We start from the raw sequence: 22,393 nt of genomic DNA on the forward strand, positions 1-22,393 counted from the left end.
TCAGGCTTTCAGATGAATAGGCAAACGCGCGCGCAACGCGGCTTCGATTTCTGCAGAAAGATGGTCAGGGGCGGGCAGGGCGTCGATTTCGGCGGCCCGGATGATCGCTTTGTCCCAGATGGTCTGAGCGCCACTTTCCAACCAATCATTAACGCTTTGGCGATCGCCTATGGACGGATAAACATATTCCTTGGTCATCAAGTCCAACGTTTGCGCAGTCCCAAGAAAGTGACCTTCGCCGGTGACGACCTGTTCAATCATATCCAGATCAATGGCACCGTCGAACATTTCGACCCCGCGTACGGATCGAAGGATCGCGCCGCACATATCGTCGTCGATCACCAAAGCCTCTTTGCTGGCGGCCATGATGGAGCCCAACATCCCAACGCTGAGATTGATCATATCCGCCCCGGCCTGGGCGGCCAAAGCGATGGTATAGCCCTTTTCATAGCCTGATTGGGCGTCTGCGGTTTTGGCGTCGGTCATACCAGCCGAAACGGTTGATGGAATGCCAAGGTTCAACAGCAATTGTGCCGCTGCGGCATTGGCCACTGCAGCCTCGCCCGAGCCACCCGTCATCGCGCCAGTGCGCAAATCCGAGATGAACGGCAGAAACGCCAAAATGCACGGGAAACCGGGTTTCATCATGTTGACCAGCACAAGGCCCGCCAGTGATTCGGCCAATCCTTGGGCCAAAGCACCTGCCAGGGCGGCAGGGCTGGTTGCGCCTGCTTGGGCAGCCGAGCAGATTTGCAACGGCATTCCCAGACGCACGCATTCGCGCATCACACCACAGGCTTCCTCCGCCAATGTCAGCGGCGGGACGACGTGACAGATCGAAGCAAAGCAAAACGGTTGTTTGGCAAAAGCCCCTTCGCCGCCCAAAGCCTCGTCAAACATTTCGACCACTGGGGTCACGTTCTCCGGTTCGAAAAAGCTGGTGCCAATGGGTTTAGAAGTGGCTTTCATCGCCGTAAAGGCTGTGTTGATGTCCAGCGTCAGAGGGTCTTCGAGGTCGCGCGCTACAACGGGGCGCAGCGAGTAATGGATGTTGTCGCAGGTGTCGACGATGCGCATTAAATCATAGAGATCGGACAGTTTGCTGTCGCGGAATTTCCCTGTGCTGGATTCCAGAACCTGAACGGCTGCTCCGCCGGTGCCGATGTGCACGCGGCCGCCGCCGACTTCGATCCCGCGGTCCCGAATGAAGCCGGGCAATTCAACCCGCTTGCAGGATTTGGCGATCATGTCTTCGACCAAAACCCGCGAGAAGAGCAACCGCCCATCCGCGCGTTCTGTTGCTCCGTTGTCCAGCGCCAGCGCGCGAATATCAGCAGGGGCGTTTGAAATGCCAATCCGTTCAAGGATCTCAAATGCTGTATCAGTGATGTTTTTCAGAGATTCCGGGCCCAGCGGCATAAAGCGACCGCCGATTGGTGGTGTGGCGGAAATCTGGGGTTGGCGGGGGGTCCCGCGCTTTGTTCTGGTGCGCCGCATCAGCGTCCTCATCCTTTGGTGTTACCGCATCTTAGGAACGCATATTGATTAGCTCAATTTCATAAGTTTCCAACTTTTGTGAAAATTTTTCATCCTAAACTTCGCGAACTGACAAAAAACCCGGAACAGTCACTGTTCCGGGTTCCAATTCATCCAGCCGCGCGTTGCGCGAGTGTTCGGTTCAACCAATTGGGATCCATTTCCGGAACTGACGACAAAAGCAATTCGGTGTATGGCGCGTGTGGCGGGGCGAAGATTGAATCCTTTGCCCCCTGTTCCACAATCTTACCATGCTGCATCACCACCACTTCGTCTGCGATCGCACGGACCGTCGAAATGTCGTGGGTGATGAACATATAAGCCAAGTCGTGTTCTTTCTGGAGCTTGTCCAGCAGACGAAGAATGCCTTCGGCCACCAGCTGATCCAAGGCGCTGGTGACCTCGTCACAGATCACCAGTTGCGGAGAAGCCGCCAAGGCTCGGGCAATTCCAATACGCTGCTTTTGCCCCCCCGAAAGTTCTGACGGCAGCCGGTTCAAATATTGGTCCGGCTCCAATTCAATCGCATCCAACAGAGCACGGATTTCTTCGGTTAACTGTTTGCCCCGCAACCCTTTATAGTAGGTCATGGGGCGACCGATGATATCACGAATCCGCTGTTTCGGGTTCAGCGCAGTATCGGCCATCTGATAAATCATCTGCACTGCTTGCAGCTGTTTCTTGCTCCGCTTACGGAACTCATGCGGCAACGCTTCTCCATTCAACAGGATATCCCCGTTCAGCGGAGGTAACAGTCCCATGACCGACCGTGCGGTGGTTGATTTTCCAGACCCGCTTTCCCCTACAACAGCCACAGTGCGACCTGCGTGGAAATCAATCGAGATGTCGTCGAGCACCGGACTGGACATTCCGGGATATTGGGCCGTGACATTGCGGAGGGTTATGACGGGTGATTTTTTCGTGTCGATCGGTGGCTTCTCTGACGCTCTGAACGCGCGTACAGCCCAAAGCGACTTTGTATACTCTTCGCGTGGGGCGTCTAGCATGGTTTTGGTGTCAGAAACTTCGACCTCGTTCCCATGACGCAGGACCATAATCCGGTCCGCCATCTGGGCCACGACGGCCAGATCATGAGTGATGTAGATCGCCGATGTACCAAACTGATCGACAATATCACGGATTGCAGACAGCACCTCGATCTGGGTGGTGACATCCAGCGCAGTTGTCGGTTCGTCAAAGATGATCAAGTCAGGTCGACAAGCCATCGCCATGGCTGTCATTGCCCGCTGGAGCTGTCCGCCGGACACCTGATGCGGATAGCGAAATCCGATCTCGTCCGGGTTAGGCAGTTGCAATTTACCATACAGGTCAATGGCATCCTTGCGCGCCTCATCCCTGTTCATAATGCCGCGTCGCACCGGGAACTCAGTATGTTGGTTGATCAGCTTGAAAGCCGGGTTAAAACTGGCGGCAGCTGATTGTGCGACATAGGCAATCCGGGTCGACCGCAAGTTGCGGCGGGTTTCACGGTCTGCGCCGGTCAATTCTACACCGTCAAAATGTACAGTACCCCCGGAGAACCGGCACCCATCCCTTACATATCCCATGGCGGCTAGGCCGATAGTTGATTTCCCGGCGCCACTCTCACCAATCAAGCCAAGAACTTCACCCTTGGCGAGCGTCAGATCGATGCCTTTGACAATAGGTTTCCATTTGTCCTCGGACAGGCCTTCGATCTTCAGGCCCTCTACGGTCAACAGCGGTGTGTTTTCTTGCGTCATGTTCATGGCCTCAGGTCTTTAGTCCACTGGCTTTGTGCAGCATCCAGTCCACGATAAAATTGATCGACACGGTCAAAAGGCCGATGGCGGCGGCTGGGATCAGTGGGGTCAGATCGCCAAAGGTGATCAGCGATGCATTCTCTCGCACCATTGATCCCCAATCCGCGGCGGGCGGTTGAATCCCCAACCCCAGAAAGGACAGACCCGAGATGGTCAGGAAGACAAAACAGAACCGCAACCCGAACTCTGCGACCAGCGGCGGTGCGGCATTTGGCAGGATCTCTTTGCGCATGATCCACCACAGGCCTTCGCCGCGGATCTGGGCGGCTTCGACGTAATCCATCACCACAATCCCCATCGCGACCGCGCGGGCAATCCGGTAGACAAAGGTGGCATAAATCAATGCAATCACGCCGATCAAGCTGGCCACAGACGCACCAAAAATGGTCAGCAGCAGCAGCGCAAAAATCAGTGTTGGGATCGAAATCACCACATCGACAGCACGCGACAGCAACTGGTCCACCCATCCCTGCAAGATGGCGGCAAAAAAGCCAGCCGCGCTGCCGACAACAAAGGCGATAATAGTGGTCACCAGCGCAATGCAGATGGTGTTGCGCGCGCCATAGATCATCCGCGTTGCCATATCCCGGCCCAGGCTGTCAGTGCCCAACCAATTGACCGATGACCAGGGTTCGTATTCGTAGCCAACGATCTCGCTCTCGCCAAAGGGGGCGAGGACCGGCGCAAACAGAGCCACAAGGATATACATCAGGATCACAATAACCCCGAATTTGGCCGTCAGGGGCGCCTTGTGCAGTTCATACATCACAGCGTTCATCGGATCACTTCCTGTGCAAGAGACGGGGGTTCGAGGCGATCGAGATCAGATCAGACGCCAGGTTGAACAGGATGTAGGTGGCGGCAAATAACAAGCATGCAGTCTGCACCACGGTAAAGTCCCGCTTGGCCACACTGTCGACCAGCAACTGTCCCATGCCGGGATAGACAAACACCACTTCGACAATCACGACCCCGACGATTAAATACGCCAGGTTGATGGCGACAACGGTTACAATCGGTGCAATCGCATTGGGCAGCGCGTGGATCACAATCAGGCGGCGCTGGCTGGCACCTTTCAATTGGGCCATTTCGACGTACGGCAAGGCCAGCAGATTGATCAGCGATGCCCGCGTCATGCGCATCATATGGGCCGTCACGATCAAAGTCAGAGTCAACGCAGGCAGGAACGTACGATAAATCCGATCGGTAAAGGGCGCGTCTTCGGACAGGTTGGCAATCGATGGAAACATCGAAAGTTCGACCGCAAAGATCCAGACCAGGATATAGCCGACAAAGAACTCAGGCACCGAAATGGCGGTCAGCGTGGCGACGTTGATGGATTTGTCCAGCAGCGTATCGCGGTGCAATGCGGCTACGACACCCAGGATCAACGCCAGCGGTACTGAAATCAGGGCAGCGAACCCAGCCAGAAAAAAGGTGTTATACAGCCGCTCGGAAATCAGGTCGGAAATCGGGATACCTGAAATCAGCGAAGTCCCCAAATCCCCCTGCAGAAACCCACCAAGCCAGTCCAGATAACGGGTGTGCGCAGGCAGATCTAGCCCCAACTCACGTCGGAACGCTGCGAGGTTTTCCGGTGTTGCGGATTGCCCCAGAACTTGTTGGGCCACGTCACCGGGTAGTAACTCGATGGACAGAAAAATGACGAGAGACACTGCGAACAGTGTCAACAGTCCAAGCGCCAGTCGTTGAACGAAAAGCCTGAGAAGGTGTTGCATGCCGGATTATCGGAACCCTTGAATGTGAGAAATGGCGGGGCCAATGGGCCCCACCAACAGATTTTTTCTGAAAGACTTAGACTTTCCACCAGCGTTCGATGGCCTTGTAACCATCCAAAGCCCAATTGGAGGCCACGTCTTCGGAATGGCTCACATCAGCGCGACGGGCATAGACAAAGTTACGGAAGAACGGGATCACCGACCCGCCCTCATCTTTCAGAATTGCCTGCATGTCGCCGTACATCTGACCCCGTTTGGCTTCATCCAGTTCAGAGCGGGCTGCCAGCATCAGCTGCTGGAACGTATCGTTGCTGAATTCACTTTCGTTCCAGTCGCCACCCTTGGAATAGGCTGTGGCGAAAATCATGTCCGGCACCGGGCGCGCGCCCCACGAGCTGGTAAAGAAGGGCTTCTTCATCCAGACGTCGGACCAGTAGCCATCACCGGGTTCGCGTGCGACCTGTACATCGATGCCACCGGGGGCTGCGTGTTCACGGAACAGCGTGACGGAATCGACCGCGCCCGCGAACAATGAATCTGATACACTCAGCGATACGCTGAGACTGTCCAGGCCAGCTTCTTTGAGGTGGAATTTGGCTTTGTCCGGATCATAAGCGCGTTGTTCCAGCAATGCGTCGAAGTAAGGCATCGAAGGTGCAACCGGGTGGTCGTTGGCCACGGTTCCATGCCCGCGCAACACCTTCTTCACCAAGGCCTCACGGTCCACCCCGTACTTCAGCGCAAGACGCACGTTGTTGTCGTTAAACGGTGCCTGAGAGCTTTGCATGGCAAAGGTTGGGTGGAACCCGCCCGAGATCGATTCAATGGCAACGTTTTTGTCGCGGCCCAACAAGCCCAATGTCTTGTATTCCGCAGATTGAACTGCGTCGATTTCGCCGGTGACCAGCGCTGTTGTGGCCGCCCCAGAATCCGAGATCAGCAGCAATTCGACAGTGTCAAAGTTTGCCGCGCCCTCTTTCCAGTAGTTTGGATTGCGTTTCAAAACGGTTTTTACACCGGGTTTCCAGCTTTCCAGAGTGTAACCGCCGGTACCTGTGCCTGACAGATCCAATTCTCCATCTGCGCCAACCGGCATGATCTGGAAGTGGTAATCTGACAAGATGAAGGGGAAGTCGGCATTTGGGGCAGACAGGGTTATTTTGATCCCGTCGCTGCCCTCGGCTGTGATGTCATCAACACCTGCCAACAGAGACTTTGCGCCTGACGTTGAATCCTCGCCACGGTGCAGGTTCAACGAGGCGATAACGTCCTCGGTACCCAGGGTCTTTCCATTATGGAAGGTCACGCCTTGGCGCAGTTTGAATACCCAAGTCTGCGCATCATCAGACGACCAGTTGGTGGCCAACTCAGGCTTCAACTTGTTGTCTGATCCGATTTCCGTGAGGTTGTTGCGCAGTGCCCAACCCACCATGATCTGCTGTGAACCGCTGGCTTCGGCGGGGTTCAGAGTGTCGCTGGTTCCACCTTGGTTGACCGAGACACGGAATGTTCCGCCCTTGGTAGGCGCGGCAACTGCCGGGCGCGGCAATTGCGACAAGCCCAATACCGCAGCCGAGCCCGTCAGGAACCCGCGGCGGCCGATTTGCAGGCCAGATGTGTATTTTTTCATGTCTTGTTCCTCCCAAGAAGTGTATTGGTTCAGCCCGATTGGGCGAGCTGTTCGTCGCGTGCGAAGTGATCCGGGTGCGCTTCGCCCCAGATTCTAATGGCCTTGTCCGATGTGGTGATGTCGGTCGGGTTGGTTACGTAGCTGAGCAAGAGACTTTGACGTTCACTGCCTTGCGGTGCAGTGACCCGGTGCAACGTGTACCCGCCTCGGAACAATTGCAGATCACCCGGGCGCAATTTCAAAGTGCGCAGGTTTGTGCGATCTCCGTCCAGCACCTGTTTCACCGCGTCGTAGTTTTCGTTCTCGCGGCTACGCAGGTTGGGCACATATTCAAGGTCCCCACCCCGATCCGACTGTTTCAATCCGAAGGAAACGGTGAAGTCGTTGTTGTCGAAATGCCAGGCAAATTCGCAGCCATCGGGCTGGACGTTCACATTGGTGCAGGCGTAAGGGTCGCGGTAGGTATAGAGTTTTTCATACCAAAGTGCCTGAGCCACGAACCGGCATAGATCCGGGTTTTGAAACACTGCCCATATCACCCCATCGCGGGCAAATTTGTCGCCGCGCACCATGCCATGGCGCCGTGGGGAAAAACGGTTCAGCGGATGATCTTCTGGGGTGTCTTCGGGCGGATTCGAGAAATAGGGGTTCAAATTCGCCTCGTGGAACACCGCCCCATCAGCCAGCTCTGCTGCTTCGCGTTGCATGGCTTCGACGATTTCAGGCCGTATGAAATTGGGCAACTGCGCACAGCTGACAGTATCAAGACCTGTGATCGCCTGCTCGAGCATGATGCCGTAGGCGTCGCTATCGGGCTGGTTCAAAGGATAGGTTTCGACGTCAAACAGCGTACTTGTCGAAAACTCAGTGGTGCTCAAGTCTGTGGTAAAATCGGCCATTGGCATCCTCCCTTTGCGCAATTCTCTCCCGGGCTCTGAAAGCAGTGGCTTTCAAAGGGATTCGAGACTTCGGACGTGATAGGTCTGCGTTAAGTTTCGGCCATAATTGCGCTGCTTAAGATTATTTCAATTTAATAATAATCTGATTTTGATGAAAAGAATTCATCCAGGATGGTGGGGGCCTTCGAAAAGCCCTGCTGGGACGCACATCTTCCGAAGGTGCCAGAGGTGCGAATTTTTCAGAAATTCCATTCGGTCCAACTCGAGCAGCACGCGTCAGACCTTACGCACTTCAAAGCGTATCCGATTGAAATTAAGCCATTAACTCACTGGTCTTGAGCGTTCAGCCAAAAGCGGCATACCCTGACAGTTGGAATTCCTTCAAGGGCATGCCGTAGCACCTGTGAATTCTCTCAGCGTCAACGTGTTCAGAAGACACGACACCGACGATCACGTAGACCAAAATTGCAAAATTTGACTGAATTTTTTTTTCATCACCACCTGATATTGTAGGGTGCGCACGTCAAATCTGGCCATTTCACGCAACGAAAATGGACTCCTCCTCTACATGCTGTGAAAGCCCGAATCCGGCATGTCGCACCACTCTGCCAGTAACTCGGCAACCAGCATGATCGGGTCATCCTCGACCATGTCTTCTGATCTTAGGACTGCGCACCAAGGCACGGTAATCCCCTCTTGAGTGACCTGTGCGCCCACGATTCTCTGTTCCTTCAAGGCTGCCTGCAGCGCCCAGCTGGACAGAACACTGGTGCCAAGATCCGACGCCACCAATTCGACGATCGCCTCTGGCAGTTCCACGGTCGCTGCCCATTGCGGATAGCTGTCAGTGGGGCGGAACAGACGGGCAAATTCCCGATCTGGTTCTGGAACTTTGGTATAGGTGATAAAGGGTTCCCCCTCGATATCAGTACCTTCGACGAACGCCCTGTCTGCCAGCCGATGCGTCGGTGCCATGATATACAGCAGAGGATCATCAAACAGGGCCAGGCTGCCCAGACCCGCCTGAGCGATATTGCCAGACACCACGGCAATGTCGATGTGCCGGTTGAGCACTCCGGTCAGGGGATCGCCTCGGGCACCGGCCATGATCTGAATATCGATCCCCTCGGTCCGGGTTTTTAGAAATTTGATAAACGAAGGAAGCCAGCGATAGTTGCTATAGGCTTCGACCGACAATCTCACCACGTGCTGAATGCCACGGTTCATGCGCCGCACGTCTTCTTCAGCGCGACTCAGGTCCGACAGGACACGTTCAGCGACCACCGCTAGATAATCCGCAGCCGGTGTCTTGCGGAGCTTTTTGTGCATCCGGGTGAACAGGGGCACGTCAAGACGTCGCTCGGCCTCGCGCAAGCGGTGTGACAAAGCCGAAGGGGTAACCCCCAAAACCTTGGCCGCATCAGTGATGCGACCAGTTTCGATGATCGCCTGAATAAGTTGCAAATGGCGTAGGTCGAGAAGGGGTTTCATGAGGTTGCCTGAATTTGATTCATTAAAATGAGAAAACTTCGAGATTGATCCTCAGTCAAGATGAATGTGAAATCGCCACAACGAATTTCTCTGGAGCCCGCGAAATGAACGTCGACGCCACCCATACGATTGCCTTAGACAAGGCGCACCACGTCCACCCTCAGTCTAACCTGCGCCAACATGCTGAAAACGGTCCTACCATGATCACTCATGGCAAGGGCGTTTACGTCTATGACGATCAGGGCAACGAAATCATGGACGGGTTTTCCGGTCTGGGCTGTATGTCATTGGGTTATCACAATGAACGACTGGCAAATGCTGCCGTGCGCCAGATGAATACGCTGCCTTTTGCGCCGACCTTTTACAACCGATCGCACCCGCGTGTGGCGGAACTGTGTGGGCGTTTGACCAAACTGGCCCCCGGCGACATGACCCGCGCACTGATCCAGTGTTCCGGTTCGGAAGCAAACGACACCGCGATCAAACTCTTGTGGTACACCAACACGGCCAAGGGTCAGCCCGAACGTCGCAAGGTGATCGGACGTATTCGCGGCTATCACGGCAACACTGTGGCAACTGCATCGTTGTCGGGTCAGCCGCACATGCATGCCAAGTTCGGCCTGCCCCTGCCCGAGTTCAAGCACACGGAATTGCCCAACTATTACCGCTTTCACATTGATGGCGAGACCGAGGAAGAATTTTCGGCCCGGATGGCAAAGTCGTTTGAGGATTTGATCCTTGCCGAAGGCCCCGACACAATCGCCGCATTCTTTGCTGAGCCAGCAATTTCGGGTGGTGGTGCCTTGATGCCGCCTAAAGGTTATTGGGAGGAGATGCAGGCGGTGATCCGCAAGTACAACATCACCTTCCTGGTCGATGAAGTTGTGACCGGCTTTGGTCGTACGGGCAATCGTTGGGGATCTGAAACCTGGAACCTCAAGCCTGATATGGTCACCTGCGCCAAAGCCCTGTCAGCGGCATTCTTCCCTGTGTCTGCTCTGATGTTCCGGGATGATTTCTATGCCGATATGATGAAAAACTCGGACGAAATGGGCACCTTTGGGCATGGGTATACCTACGCCGGGCACCCAGTGGGAGCCGCGGTTTCGCTTGAAGCGCTGGACATCTATGACGAGATTGATCTGGTAGGCCACGTCCGCAAAGTTTCTAAGGGTTTCCTTGAGAAATGTTATGCGATGCAAGATCACCCGCTGGTCGCCGAAGTGCGCGGTGTTGGTCTGTTCTGTGGCTTTGAGCTGATGAAAGATGTCAAAACGCGCGAGCCTTTTGATCCGTCATGGAAAGTTGGCGAGCTGGTGCAGAACTTTGCTCATGATCGCGGGCTGTATCTGCGCGCGATCGGCGACCGGATGAGCTTTATGCCGCCACTGATCATCAACGATGACGAGATTGAAATCGCAACCGAACGGTTCAAGGGCGCTCTGGATGATGCCTGGGCCGTGGTTCGCGGCAAAATCTGATCTCGACGGGTTCAGATCCCGCTCTCATCTGAATCCAGCGCTGCTCCCATTCTCCCCGGGGGCAGCGTATCTTTATTAAACACCGACACGCGCTGAGGAAGACAAAATGACTACGTTGCTGGAGCCGAAACTGCCCGAGGCTGGACTGGCCGGAAACTACATCAACGGCGCTTGGCATTGGCCTGCCAATGGTCAGACGCTGACGATTGAAAACCCGTCGCGTCGCGTTGACATATGTGCTGTCGGACGTGGCACCGCGACAGAAGTTGATCTGGCTGTCGATGCGGCTCGCGCTGCGCTGCCCGGATGGCGCGCCATGGCTGCCGCCGATCGGGGTAAGCTGTTGAGCGAACTCGGCCGACGGCTCGAAGAAAACGCCGAAGAAGTCGCCCGTGTTCTGGCCGCTGAATCCGGCAATGCGATCAAGACCCAATCGCGCGGCGAAGCGATGGGCGCGGCTGGTGTGTTGAAATATTATGGTGGGGTCGCTGTCGAACAAAAGGGTGAAACCCTGCCGTTGGGCCCCGGCATCTTCAGCTATTCCACCCGGGAACCGCATGGGATTGTTGGCTCGATTATCCCGTGGAACTCGCCCTTGCAATTGGGAGCGGTCAAAATCTCGATGGCGTTGGCCACTGGCAACTGCCTGATCCTGAAAGCCGCCGAAGACGCGCCACTTGCGATCTTGAAGCTGGTCGAATTGGCGGACGGTCTGTTCCCACCCGGTGTGTTCAATGTCGTCACTGGTTTTGGTGAAGATGCGGGTGCCGCCATCGCCAACCATCCGGGCATCAACAAGGTGTCCTTTACTGGCTCGTCCGAAGTAGGCAAGCTGATCGCACATTCCGCCGCCGACCGCATTGCCAAGGTAACTCTGGAACTGGGTGGCAAATCTCCGACAATCGTTTTCCCGGATGCAATTGAAAACGGACGTCTGGAAACAACGGCGCAACAGGTTGCCAACGCGATGCGATTTGCACGTCAGGGTCAAAGCTGCACCGCCGGATCACGCCTGTTCATTCACAAAGATATTTGGGACACATTGCTGCCCAAGGTGGCAGAGAAATCCGCGGCCCTCAAAGTCGGCGATGCGCTTGACCCGGATGTTGATATGGGCGCTGTGGTGAATGCCGAGCGCTATGGTGAAATCCGCGCTTTTGTAGCCGAGGCTGAAGCCCAAGGTGCCGAATTCCTTATCGGAGGAACGCCGGCGGAAGATCCAGCAGGTTTTACCCCAAACCCGACCATCATCACAGGCGTCGACAACACGTGGCGCATCGCGCGCGAAGAGGTTTTTGGCCCTGTCATGGTCGCGATCCCCTTTGACTCCGAAGCCGAAGTCATCGAAATGGCCAATGATACCCATTACGGGCTGGCGGCATTCATCTTTACGCATGATGTCAGTCGCATCACCCGTCTGACACGCAGCATCGACGCAGGTTGGATTCAGGTGAACCAAGGTGGCGGGCAAATTCCTGGCATGTCTTATGGCGGGACAAAACAGTCCGGCATGGGCAGCGAGTATTCGATCGAAGGCGCGCTCGAAGCCTATACCTATCGTAAAAGCGTAACCATCAATGTGGAAGCTGGCGAATGAGCGTTGATCGCTTTGGAAATACCATTGACCCTAGCGTGGGCTTTGCCCGCGGCGCGGTGTTGACAGGCTCAGCAGACGAGGTGCGGCGCTTGGCCCAGGCGGGGCGCGTGGCGGCGGATTTCGTCGCGCGCGAGGGCATCGACAAGGTCGCGATCTGCACCGGGAACCTTCGGTTCTATCCGGCGACTGCTCAGGATTTGGCAGAAAACTGCGAAGAGTGGGTCGGTCCCGGTCTGTTCAGTGAAGAATTGAGGCAGGCTGCGATTGCACATTTAGGTGGGGACGGCAGTGAATCTGTTGCCGTTGTCAATCGGACCAGTGCCGGCATTGTGGCGACGGTTCTCGCTCATTCAAACGGGCGTTCGGTTGTGTCTCTGGTACCCCGTGGCGATCGCTCACATGCGTCGGTTACTCGAGGTGCGCGGTTGGCCAATGTACCTGTTCACGAAGGTTACGACCTGGAAGACATCAAGGCCCTGATTGCCGAGCATCAACCAACACTGGTTGTGATTACGCCCGTGACTTCGGAATTGGCTTTGCTGGACGACGAGCTCATCGGCGGAGCCGTGCGTTTGGCTCAGCAAGCGGGCAGCGTCGTTCTGCTGGACGAAGCCTATGGTGCGCGGTTTCGGCCAGTCCTGAAAAACGGAGCACCTTCGCTGTCTTTTGGTGCTGATCTGGTGATTACCAATGCGGATAAAGCTGGTCTGACTGGCCCACGTGCAGGTGTGCTTTGTGGCAATGCAGATGCCTTGGTTCCGGTACAAGCCAAAGCAAGTGAGCTCGGGATGGAGGCGCGCGCACCTATCGCTGTAGGGGCCATGCGAAGCCTGCAGGGTTTTACGCCCGAACTGTTGATCCAAGAGGCGCAGGACGGTCAGGATCTGGCCGCCGGTCTGGAAGCCGTCTTGGGAGCTGGCCGCGTTACGCGGTCGGCGCTTGGGCCCAAGGTCGACGAGCAGGATACGTTGGATCTCGTGTTGGCGATGGCCGGACAAAAGCAAACTGATCGTGTTCCTGCCGAAGTCACCGCCGCCATCGGTATGCTGATGCTGCGTGACAAGGGGATCGTGACTGTGAACACTCACGGCCAACCCGGTGGGCGTGTATCGATCCGATTAAAACCGACTTCGGGCGCAGTGGCCCGTGCCGGTGGCGCGACCGCTGTGGCGACCTGTCTGGTTGCTGCCATGCAGGAGACCGCCGCGCATCTGGACGATGCGGATTGGTTTGCCACCCTATTGTTTGGAGACGTATGAATGACCGATCCCAATCTGATCACGCGGCTCGACAATCGGCTGGATCAACTGGTGAACATCGACATGGGCGAACGCGGTGTCGAACACTTGTTCGAAGCCGCGCGTGCCTTGCAGGGTGGATCGCTGGTCGGCGCTGCTGCGGATGCGCTGATGGCTGTTCCCGAAGGGGGCACAGTAATTCTGACCACGGGGTCCGTCTCTCGGGCCTGGATCACGCCTGAGTTGGGGGAGAATGACGGACCGTCAGGGGCCGCAGCGATTGCACGGGCGTTGGTTCTAGAACGTAATGCGACCTGTGTGATGCTGTGCGAAGACACCTTGCTGCCTGCGATCCAGAACGTGATGCAGGCGGCAGGACTGTTCCCTGTAACTCTGCAGCAAGCCGCAATTGCACGTGCAGACCATAGCCTCGCGACCATTGTGATGTTGCCCTATGCAACCGAGGATGACGCAGGACAGGCTCAGGCCACTGAGATGCTGGACAAGCTACAGCCGGACCTTTTGTTCTCAACCGAACGGGTGGGACGCAACGAGTCCGGCGTGTACCACTCGATGCGCGGAATTGACTATGGAATGGGTCGCGCACGTGTGGACTTTCTGTTCGATCTCGCCCTTGAACGCGGTATCCCCGTGGTCGCTGTTGGCGATGGGGGCAACGAGATCGGTATGGGCAAAGTAGCAGACCACGTCACATCCCACGTGCCCTATGGTGATGTTTGCCAATGTGGCTGTGGCGGAGGCATCGGTGCCGTGACCGGATGCGATGTTCTGGTCACCGCCGCCTGTTCCAATTGGGGATGTACCGCCATCGCTGCGGCCATGGCTGCGCGAACAGGCAACGCCAAATTGTTGCATACCCCCGACCGCGAGGCCTTGTTACTGGACACAATGGTCACCAATGGTCTGATCAACTCCACCCACGGGATCGTCGATGACAGCGTCGACGGTTTCCCCCGCCAAAGCCATATCGGTGTCGCCGAACTCTGCCGCACCATCGTGAGCCGTGCGCTCTGAGATTTCTGACAGGACAAACAGATGATCCAAAACAATCCCGCCCTTATCGCCGCAATCCGTGATCGGTTTGCCCATGTGGACACCTGCCCCTATCAGGGCGAGCGTGTCTTCTTTGAAAACGCTGGTGGAGCGCTGACGCTGAAATCGGTGGCCGAAACCTCGGCGTTTTATGCGGCAATTCCGGATAACCCCGGGCGTATAAATCCCGCCGGTCAGGGCACCCAGAATGTTATCAACAAAGCCAAAGCGGATTTGGCGATGTTTATGAATGCTGCGTCAGGTCAGTTCTTCGCCGGCGAAAGTGGGACCGAGCTGCTGTTCCGCATGATCCGTACTGCCTGCGTGAATGCGCCCAAAGGGGCCAAGGTCATCGGTTCGTCGATCGAACATCCCGCCACCCGCAGCGCGGCACGCCGTTGGGCGGGTATTGTTGGGCAGGAGTATGTGAACGTCCCCCATGACGACGCTACAGGTATGGTCACAGCAGATGACTATGCTGCGCTCATGACACCGGACGTGGCGGTAGCAACAATCCTGCATGCTTCGCCTGTGACAGGCATGGGTATGGATGTCGCTGCGATTTCGAAAGCCATCCGGGCAGTATCTCCTGACTGCGTGATTATCGTCGATGGAATCCAGCACGCGGCCCACGGCCAACTGGATTTGAAGGCTTACAATGTTGATGGCTATGCGATCTCGCCTTACAAAGTTTTCTCGCGCCACGGCTATGGCATCGCCTGGATTTCCGACAGGTTCAGTGCGGCACCACATGATATGCTGATCGACGCGCCAGCGACAGGCTGGGAGTTCGGCACCCGTGATACTGGCTCTTATGCGACCGTATCGGACGTTGTCAGCTACTTCGATTGGTTGGGAAGTGAGGTTTCGGACGAAACAGATCCACGTGCCCGGATCGAGGCTGCAGGGCGCGCAATTCATGCCTATGAAACCCATCTGACAAACACGATGATCAACGGCACGGGCAACCTACCTGGTCTGCGCGACATGGATCACATCACCATCCTGGCAGGGGAAGACAACCCAGCCCGCGAAGGGTTGGTGTCTGTCGTCGTCAAAGGCAAGGAGTCACCCGATGTGGTGGAAATCCTGAACGCGCAGGGCATTCGCACCCACACCCGCAAAGCGGACCACTATAGCGGCAATGTTCTGGAACCACTTGGCTTGCCGGACTGCATCCGAATTTCGCTGTGCCACTATAACACTGAACAGGAAGTCGCCCAACTGCTTGGCGCGCTCAAGGCTCTTGGCGAACAGCTGAGTTGATTCAAACGCCAGGTAGAGGTCTGTGCAACAGGCTTCTACCTGGGTGTGAGCGATGCTTGAACCGCGCTCTTGTTGTTGTCAGGGTGGGGGCTTTGCCGCATTTCCTTCAGCATCTTTTCAGGAAAGAACTCAGCTGGTGCCTACCATCCCAGGCACTTGCGGGGGAACCAACGTCAGGCGCGTCGGTTGGTGTTCTCTGTGATCCGCAGTTGTGTGTAAGCGGCTCCGATACCGGTTCTCTTGCTGTGTAAACATTTGCTTTATAATGGAAATTAAAGTTAACGTTAACGCCCGCTTGGTTATACGTCAGTGTAAACGCCATTCAGAAATGTCACCGGTTGTGCAAAGCAGAAGTGTCACCACGGGCGCTGAAGGTAGCAAAGCCTGACAGGGCGTAGACCTCAGATATCGGAGCTCTGGCAGGCTTTGCGGGGATCAGTGGAAGAGCTGCCGTTTCTCTTTTTTGGTGAGGAACGCGGCCAAGCCTTCTTCATTCATGGTCTTTTCGAATTGCTGCCAGGCGAGACCATCCGCCAAGAACGGATCATCGAAGACTGTCGATGTGCCGAACTCGTTTATGACTTCCAGAATCCAGCCGGGATCGACATCGCTCCTGTAGATGTCGACAGTCAAGAAGTGCCCGTCGATCTCAACGTCGGCGCACAGATCGGACATGATGATCTCTGGTTCTTCTTCAGCATCCATGGGCCGAGCTTGGGGTCATTCCGCGGCGTGTGCAATCTTCTTCTTTGCCCGTGACCCCGAGGGCCTGCCTTGCTTCCGGCCGTTTGGCTTATAGCCCATCTTCTCTGAGTTTGTCCGCACCTTCGGCTTGGGTGGCGCGGCATCTTGCAGTTCTTTGATATGTTCCAGCACAGCCCCTAGACGTTTGTTGTCGGTGATTGCTGCGTGGGTCACGCGCTGATCCATGTCGAAGATTTTGTAGGGCAGGGACCGGCCTTTGTGGCGCACCTCAAACCTGCCATCTACAAAGGCATAGGTGTCGACGTATTTGCCGACCAGACCGCGCGTGATGTCATTCTCCTCAAGCATGATCCGTTTACGATCATACGAGAAGGTCAGCTGCTTGCCGACGTACCTGTTCTCGCGCCAGCACAGCACGTCTGCCAGCCGATCCGGCTCGACATTGAGCGCGCGGTGCAGGTTGTCAGGCTTGGTCGGTGCTTTGGCGAACTGCGCGTTGTGGCGTTCTTTAAAGCCTTGCAGATAGGCGTTCCCAGCTTCCATGTCCGAGATACCCGCGATCCGCAGTTCCTTTACCAGCCGGTCCTGAAGTGTCCGGTTGGCACGCTCAACGCGCCCCTTGGCCTGACTGGAATTGGCGCACAAAATCTCGACGTTCAACTGATTCAAGGCACGCCCAAACTGGGTCATACCCGCGCCAGCCTTGGCGTCTTCCTTGGCCACGCGGAACACTGTGTGTTTGTCGCTGTAGAATGCAACGGGGCGTCCGTGTTCGAGCAAATAGCTTTCCAATGCTTCGAAGTAGCTGAATGTGCTCTCGGATTTGACAAACCGCAATTCCATCAAGGTACTGGTGGCGTCATCAATGAAGACGAGCAGGGTGCAGGGGTTAGCACGATCCTCGAACCAACGGTGATCCGACCCGTCGATCTGGATCAGTTCGCCGAAACATTCTCGGCGTAGACGCGGCTGGTGAAACCGGCGGCGCTGTTTGCGCGAAAGCCAGATGCCATCTTCAACCATCCATTTGCGTAGCGTCTCTCGGGAAACCTTAAACCCGTGATGTTGGGCCAGCATTTCTGCCGCCAGGGTTGGGCCAAAATCCGGGTAGTTCTCCTTGATGAGGCTCAGCGCATAGTCGCGTTTGGCTTTGTGGATCTGATTGTTTGGAATTTTGCCACGCGATTTGTGCCGGATCGACGCTGCACCATCCTGACGGTATCGCTTGCGCAGCCGGAAAACCTGCCGACGTGTCAGGCCCAACATGTTCGCTGCATTATCGACGCTCAGCCGTCCATCATCGACCTGCGCCAAAACCTCCACGCGGTTCATCTCGCGCTCGCTCATAACCACCCATCCCATGTCCGCTCATCCTCACATCGCTTTGCGAGGAGAGTGACACTTCTGCTTTGCTCATGGGTGACATTATCGCTTTGCGTGTGGACTCAAGTTAGGTTGCGACATTTCTCTATCCTAGTTTTCTAAGTTCTTCGGCGAATGCCTCTGTTGGTGTTCGCCACCCAAGACATTTCCTTGGTGTTCCGTTCAGGCGGTCACAAATCGCCTTCATGTCGCGATTTGAGAGCGCCGCGATCGGGGTATCGCGTGGCAAATACCTTCGAGCCCGTTTGTTCAGGTTCTCAACCGAGCCTTTTTGCCATGGGGCCTGCGGATCACAGAACCAGGCGCTCGTTCCAATTCCTGATTCCAGCTTTCGCCATCCCGAGAACTCAATTCCGCGATCAAAAGTAATAGACCGGCGCGCGATCTGGGGCAGGGGTTCCATTACGTTCATGAGTTTCGCCATGAAGTGTTTCGAACTGCGATCATTGTTGCGGAACAAGACTGCAAAGCGGGTCTTCCGTTCGACCAACGATGCGACGTTTGCTTTCCCGTGCTCTCGCCGGAAAATCATAAGATCACCTTCCCACTCCCCAAAAGTTGAACGTTCTTTTATGTACTCAGGCCTGTTGTGGATCGATCGTTCAAGTGGGAACATCATGCCGCGAGGTGTGCGAGAATAGCGCGGTTTTCGCTTCTTCCGCCGTTCTGGAAGGTAACGTGCCAACGCCTGTGATTGACCGTCTGGGCTGTAGACATAGGCGTAAATCGTCTCATGACTGACGGTCGTTGCATGACCTTCAAGCTTTAGACGCCCTGCAATCTGTTCCGGTGACCAACCTTCTTGGAGCCGTCCTATCACAGCTTCCCGGAGTTCAGGAATTCGCACCAGTTTGCGACGTCTTGCACGGCGATCAGCCGCCGATTTCTGTGCAAGCATCCCGTAATAGCCATTGAGCTGAGGCAACTCTTCATCCTTGAAGAAATTGCGTTTGATCTCACGATAGACAGTCGCACGGTGGCGATTGATCTGGCGCGCAATCTCGGCGACTTTTACCTTCCTATGCAAAAGGTCCTCGATTTTGCGCCGTTCGGCTAGATTCAACTCGGTTCGTTTCATAAACTGTTCTCCTGACTTTCCAGTAGGATAGAGGAAAAGTCGCTTCCCAGTTTAGAATGTGCCGCGGTTGCAGTCAGCAAGCCGATAATCATAGTTATGTTAATTAATGAGTATTTCCGCAGCAATTCCGGGATCCCTCTGGCATGGGCTATCTTGAAAAACCTGTTGCTTTGCGCTTTTCGAATTTTCAATTGCCTCGGTTCCTGCCGCTTTATGTGTGATACCCGAATTGTGTTTTGGTGAACGGGCCTCTAATCGGACAGCGGTCGATCACATAACTCCACTCCATCAGCATTGGAGCGAGAGACATGAAAGACATCCAGGACACAACCGGAATTCAGGCCGCGATCATCGAAGCGTTCAATTTCCGTCATGCCTGCAAGGTATTTGATCCCGAGCGCAAGATCAGCGAGCCAGAGTTTGCGACCATTCTTGAAGCGGCGCGTCTGTCGCCGACCTCGTTCGGGCATGAGCCCTTCAAGATTCTCATGATTCAGACGCCGGAAAAACGAGAACTGTTGCGCGAGTTTTCCTGGGGTGCGAATGGCATGATGAACGGCACCACCGGACAGTTGGGAACCGCAAGCCATTTCGGCATCATCCTTGCCAGCACGGCGCAAACCATGACCGCCGGCTCCGATTACCTGCAGGACTTCTATCGTCAGGTGAAGCAGTTGCCAGACGAGGTGATCGAGATCTTCAACGGCGCCTATGGTAATTTCCAGCAGTCGGACCACAAGATCACCACCGACCGCGAAATCAGCGACTGGGCGGGGAAACAGGCCTATATCGTGCTGGCCAACATGATGACCACCGGTGCGCTGATGGGCATCGATTCCTGCCCCATCGAGGGGTTCCAGATGGACGCGACCTCGCAGGCGTTGGAAGAGCAATTCGGGGTTGATCCGAAACTCTACAAGCCTGCCGTGATGTTCGCCTTTGGGTATCGCGCAGCTGACCCGGAATTCCCCAAGACTCGCCGTTCCATGAAAGACACTGTCAGCTGGTTCTAAGCTTTGCCAGCCGGGGCAGGTATTGACCTTGTCCCGGCGGGTCTCAGCTTTGCTCCCAAGCGGGATTCCTGCCGATGTGTTCAAGCAGGAAATCTATGAACACCCTCACCTTTGCGGACAGGACATTGGCTTTGGGGTAAACCAGCCACAGCACTGAATCGTCCGCAACGTGGTAGTCCGGCAAAACGCGGATCAAACGGCCCGCCAAGAGGTCCTGATGGACGCTCCAGATCGAGTTTATCGAAATGCCTGCGCTTGCGATCGTTGCGATCTTTTGACTTAACCCATCATCCATGATGAGCTGGCTGCGCGCATCTCGCGGGCTGTACACCCCGCTGGGACCTGTCGGCCCCGTCAGCGGGCGCGGTTCCTGATCCGCAAATGCGATTAGATCGTGTTGGTTCAGATCTTTTGGGTGTAGCGGTGTGCCGTGTTCGGCGAGGTAATCCGGCGAAGCACAGAGAATGCGACGGTCGCTGGCCAGCTTGCGCCCTTTGAGGCTGGTGTCTTCCAGTGCAGCGTTTCTGAGAGCCAGATCAAAGCTTCCCTCGATCAGATCGAACCGGCTGTCCGAGAGACGCAAGTCCAGCGTGATGCCGGGATATTGCTTCAGGAACACTGGCAGGATCGGAGCGATATAGAGCTGCGCAAAGGTGCTGGGTGCAGTGAAGCGCAATTTGCCAGAGGGGGCTGCTTGCCCCTGTCCCAGAGCGGCGCGACCAGCCTCTTCTTGGGCAAGTATCTCGCGGGCAAAAGGCAGGAATTCGGCACCCTCCAGCGACAGCGCGACTTTGCGAGTCGAGCGGTGTAACAGGTCCGCCCCAAGTGAATGCTCCAGCTTTGCAAGCCGCGCACTGGACACGGCAGGCGCAAGCCCAAGCTCACGCCCCGCAGCGCTGATGTTGAGCTTTTCCGCGGCCATTACGAACAGGCGAAGGCTGTCAGTATCCATCTCTTTATATCCATAATCCGAATTATCTATCCTGAAATGGACGCTTTTTATCTGATTTTCAACATGTACTTTAATGGAAAGCCACTTTGGTGGCCCTGTTTCCCAAAGAGGCTGTCATGCCCCAAACTGTCATGGTCAACTATCACGTCCACAGCCCCCGTCGTCAGGCGTTTCATATTGATGCGGGTGGTGTCGTGGGCACGGTTGTCTCGCCGGAACTTGGGGAAACCGAGGTGCCGTTGCGCAACCTGCGCGGTCCCGAGACGGATCTGACATTTGCCAGGGACGGCGTTGCCTTTATCTCGGCACCGACCAGGGTTCGGTCCTTTGTGACCGTCCAGGAGTGGCAGACAGATTATGATGCCGAACTGACAGCGCCGCTGACCCGCGGGGTTGGCACCAAAGAGGTGGCGGTATTTAACATTACGACAATAAGGGCTGCCGTTGGATGGGTGCAGTACCGTCGATCGGATGGAGAACCCCGGCCTCATTTCGATCCGCAAGAGCCTCGAAAGCCGCACATCGGGTCGGCTTTGAGATGACCTCGCAAGGACTATGACAATGCTTGATACACTTGAGGCCCAAGGATTTGCCACGATCAACCGCGCTTATAATACGGTCTTTCGACCGGAGCGGCTGAGCCTTGGTCTGGTCATGCCGCTCGAAGCCTATCCCAATAGCGCTGTTCCGGCGATGGATCGCCATATCGAACGGGTTCAGCTGGCCGAAAAGCTGGGGTTCGCATCCGTGTGGCTGCGCGACGTGCCGTTCAATGTGCCGTCCTTTGGTGATGCGGGTCAGATTTTTGATCCCTTCGTTTACCTTGGTGCCTTGTCCATGACGACCAGCCAGATCGCGCTTGGCGTGGCCAGCATTGTGCTGCCACTGCGCCATCCGGCGCATGTGGCCAAGGCGGCGGCTTCGGTCGATGCTTTGTCAGGTGGGCGTCTGTTGCTGGGTGTTGCCTCGGGAGATCGGCGCGAAGAATACCCGGCAATGGGCATGAGCTTTACCGATCGCGGTAAGAGGTTCCGGGACAGCATGGACTATATCCGCGCGATGGGCGAAGGTTATCCAAGCCTGAATAACGGCCAAGGGGCGCTATCCGGCGGCATGGATATGCTGCCGAAACCCGCCGGTAGTCGCCTGCCGGTCCTGATCACCGGCGGGAGCCAGCAATCCCCCGATTGGGTGGCTCAGAACGGCGACGGCTGGATGACCTATCCCCGTGACGCGACCTCTCAGGGGCGCGTTGTCGCCGACTATCGCGCGCGGATCGCAGAGACCGGAGGTCAGAATAAACCGGTGATGCAATCCCTGTACGTGGATCTGGTGGCAGATGCGGACGCAACCCCGCGCCCAATCCATCTGGGGTTCCAGTCCGGCGTGAATTTCCTGCGCGGCTACCTGCAAGAGGTACAGGCACTGGGAATCAATCACGTTGCCCTCAATCTGCGCTTCAACCACGCTGATATCGAAACCACGTTGCGGTGCCTGTCTGACGAATTGCTGCCCGACTTCTCTGTTTAA

General features: G+C 56.0%; 19 protein-coding genes. 8 read left to right on the top strand and 11 right to left on the bottom strand.

The genetic code is table 11. The annotated features are described in order from the left end of the window. The 7 genes from QEZ52_RS22100 to QEZ52_RS22130 form a co-directional block, all read right to left on the bottom strand. Nucleotides 1-1,497, bottom strand: coding sequence for a trimethylamine methyltransferase family protein (locus QEZ52_RS22100; RefSeq protein WP_406651379.1), 1,497 nt, complete (start codon nucleotides 1,495-1,497; stop codon nucleotides 1-3). A gap of 149 nt (nucleotides 1,498-1,646) precedes the next feature. After that, a complete protein-coding gene (locus tag QEZ52_RS22105) occupies nucleotides 1,647-3,284 on the bottom strand; it encodes an ABC transporter ATP-binding protein (protein WP_343211656.1) in 1,638 nt (545 codons plus the stop codon). A gap of 4 nt (nucleotides 3,285-3,288) precedes the next feature. Continuing rightward, a complete protein-coding gene (locus QEZ52_RS22110; RefSeq protein WP_343211657.1) occupies nucleotides 3,289-4,116 on the bottom strand; it encodes an ABC transporter permease in 828 nt (275 codons plus the stop codon). Nucleotides 4,117-4,120: 4 nt separating this feature from the next. Beyond that, on the bottom strand, nucleotides 4,121-5,077 hold the full coding sequence (locus QEZ52_RS22115; RefSeq protein ID WP_343211658.1) for an ABC transporter permease: 957 nt from the start codon (nucleotides 5,075-5,077) through the stop codon (nucleotides 4,121-4,123). Nucleotides 5,078-5,153: 76 nt separating this feature from the next. Beyond that, nucleotides 5,154-6,707: an ABC transporter substrate-binding protein gene (locus tag QEZ52_RS22120; protein ID WP_343211659.1), complete on the bottom strand. Its 1,554-nt coding sequence runs from the start codon at nucleotides 6,705-6,707 to the stop codon at nucleotides 5,154-5,156. Between the two features lie 29 nt (nucleotides 6,708-6,736). Then, entirely contained in the window at nucleotides 6,737-7,606 is an 870-nt protein-coding gene (locus QEZ52_RS22125; RefSeq protein WP_343211660.1) for a hypothetical protein, read from the bottom strand. A 564-nt stretch (nucleotides 7,607-8,170) separates the two neighbouring features. Next, nucleotides 8,171-9,097, bottom strand: a complete 927-nt coding sequence (locus tag QEZ52_RS22130) for a LysR family transcriptional regulator (RefSeq protein ID WP_343211661.1) — start codon at nucleotides 9,095-9,097, stop codon at nucleotides 8,171-8,173. Nucleotides 9,098-9,201: 104 nt separating this feature from the next. Here QEZ52_RS22130 and QEZ52_RS22135 point away from each other — a divergent pair, with 104 nt between their 5' ends. The 5 genes from QEZ52_RS22135 (at nucleotide 9,202) to QEZ52_RS22155 (ending at nucleotide 15,732) form a co-directional block, all read left to right on the top strand. Beyond that, on the top strand, nucleotides 9,202-10,578 hold the full coding sequence (locus QEZ52_RS22135; RefSeq protein ID WP_406651383.1) for an aminotransferase: 1,377 nt from the start codon (nucleotides 9,202-9,204) through the stop codon (nucleotides 10,576-10,578). A 106-nt stretch (nucleotides 10,579-10,684) separates the two neighbouring features. Further along, complete coding sequence (locus QEZ52_RS22140; RefSeq protein WP_343211663.1) at nucleotides 10,685-12,175, top strand: aldehyde dehydrogenase family protein; 1,491 nt, start codon at nucleotides 10,685-10,687, stop codon at nucleotides 12,173-12,175. Then, a complete protein-coding gene (locus QEZ52_RS22145; RefSeq protein ID WP_343211664.1) occupies nucleotides 12,172-13,434 on the top strand; it encodes a hypothetical protein in 1,263 nt (420 codons plus the stop codon). The genes QEZ52_RS22140 and QEZ52_RS22145 overlap by 4 nt, the downstream gene beginning before the upstream one ends. Further along, on the top strand, nucleotides 13,435-14,448 hold the full coding sequence (locus tag QEZ52_RS22150) for a glutamate cyclase domain-containing protein (RefSeq protein ID WP_343211665.1): 1,014 nt from the start codon (nucleotides 13,435-13,437) through the stop codon (nucleotides 14,446-14,448). It begins immediately after the preceding gene. Nucleotides 14,449-14,469: 21 nt separating this feature from the next. Then, on the top strand, nucleotides 14,470-15,732 hold the full coding sequence (locus tag QEZ52_RS22155; RefSeq protein WP_343211666.1) for an aminotransferase class V-fold PLP-dependent enzyme: 1,263 nt from the start codon (nucleotides 14,470-14,472) through the stop codon (nucleotides 15,730-15,732). Between the two features lie 435 nt (nucleotides 15,733-16,167). Here the strand turns inward: QEZ52_RS22155 and QEZ52_RS22160 are convergent, their stop codons facing one another. The 3 genes from QEZ52_RS22160 to QEZ52_RS22170 form a co-directional block, all read right to left on the bottom strand. After that, on the bottom strand, nucleotides 16,168-16,437 hold the full coding sequence (locus tag QEZ52_RS22160) for a hypothetical protein (protein ID WP_343211667.1): 270 nt from the start codon (nucleotides 16,435-16,437) through the stop codon (nucleotides 16,168-16,170). A gap of 15 nt (nucleotides 16,438-16,452) precedes the next feature. Further along, a complete protein-coding gene (locus QEZ52_RS22165; RefSeq protein ID WP_343211668.1) occupies nucleotides 16,453-17,799 on the bottom strand; it encodes an ISNCY family transposase in 1,347 nt (448 codons plus the stop codon). Nucleotides 17,800-17,905: 106 nt separating this feature from the next. Continuing rightward, nucleotides 17,906-18,898: an IS30 family transposase gene (locus QEZ52_RS22170; protein ID WP_343211669.1), complete on the bottom strand. Its 993-nt coding sequence runs from the start codon at nucleotides 18,896-18,898 to the stop codon at nucleotides 17,906-17,908. Nucleotides 18,899-19,206: 308 nt separating this feature from the next. On the opposite strand from QEZ52_RS22170, the gene QEZ52_RS22175 reads away from it, so the two are divergent. Beyond that, nucleotides 19,207-19,911, top strand: coding sequence for an NAD(P)H-dependent oxidoreductase (locus tag QEZ52_RS22175; protein WP_343211670.1), 705 nt, complete (start codon nucleotides 19,207-19,209; stop codon nucleotides 19,909-19,911). A 43-nt stretch (nucleotides 19,912-19,954) separates the two neighbouring features. Here the strand turns inward: QEZ52_RS22175 and QEZ52_RS22180 are convergent, their stop codons facing one another. Next, the gene (locus QEZ52_RS22180; protein ID WP_343211671.1) at nucleotides 19,955-20,863 is read right to left on the bottom strand and encodes a LysR family transcriptional regulator; all 909 of its coding nucleotides are present in this window, start codon (nucleotides 20,861-20,863) and stop codon (nucleotides 19,955-19,957) included. A 116-nt stretch (nucleotides 20,864-20,979) separates the two neighbouring features. Between QEZ52_RS22180 and QEZ52_RS22185 the strand changes: the two genes are divergently transcribed. Further along, nucleotides 20,980-21,405, top strand: a complete 426-nt coding sequence (locus tag QEZ52_RS22185) for a hypothetical protein (RefSeq protein WP_343211672.1) — start codon at nucleotides 20,980-20,982, stop codon at nucleotides 21,403-21,405. Nucleotides 21,406-21,424: 19 nt separating this feature from the next. Next, complete coding sequence (locus QEZ52_RS22190) at nucleotides 21,425-22,393, top strand: LLM class oxidoreductase (protein WP_343211673.1); 969 nt, start codon at nucleotides 21,425-21,427, stop codon at nucleotides 22,391-22,393.

Origin of the sequence: Aliisedimentitalea scapharcae, from assembly GCF_045277565.1 — a bacterium.
GTDB classification, from domain to species: domain Bacteria; phylum Pseudomonadota; class Alphaproteobacteria; order Rhodobacterales; family Rhodobacteraceae; genus Aliisedimentitalea; species Aliisedimentitalea scapharcae.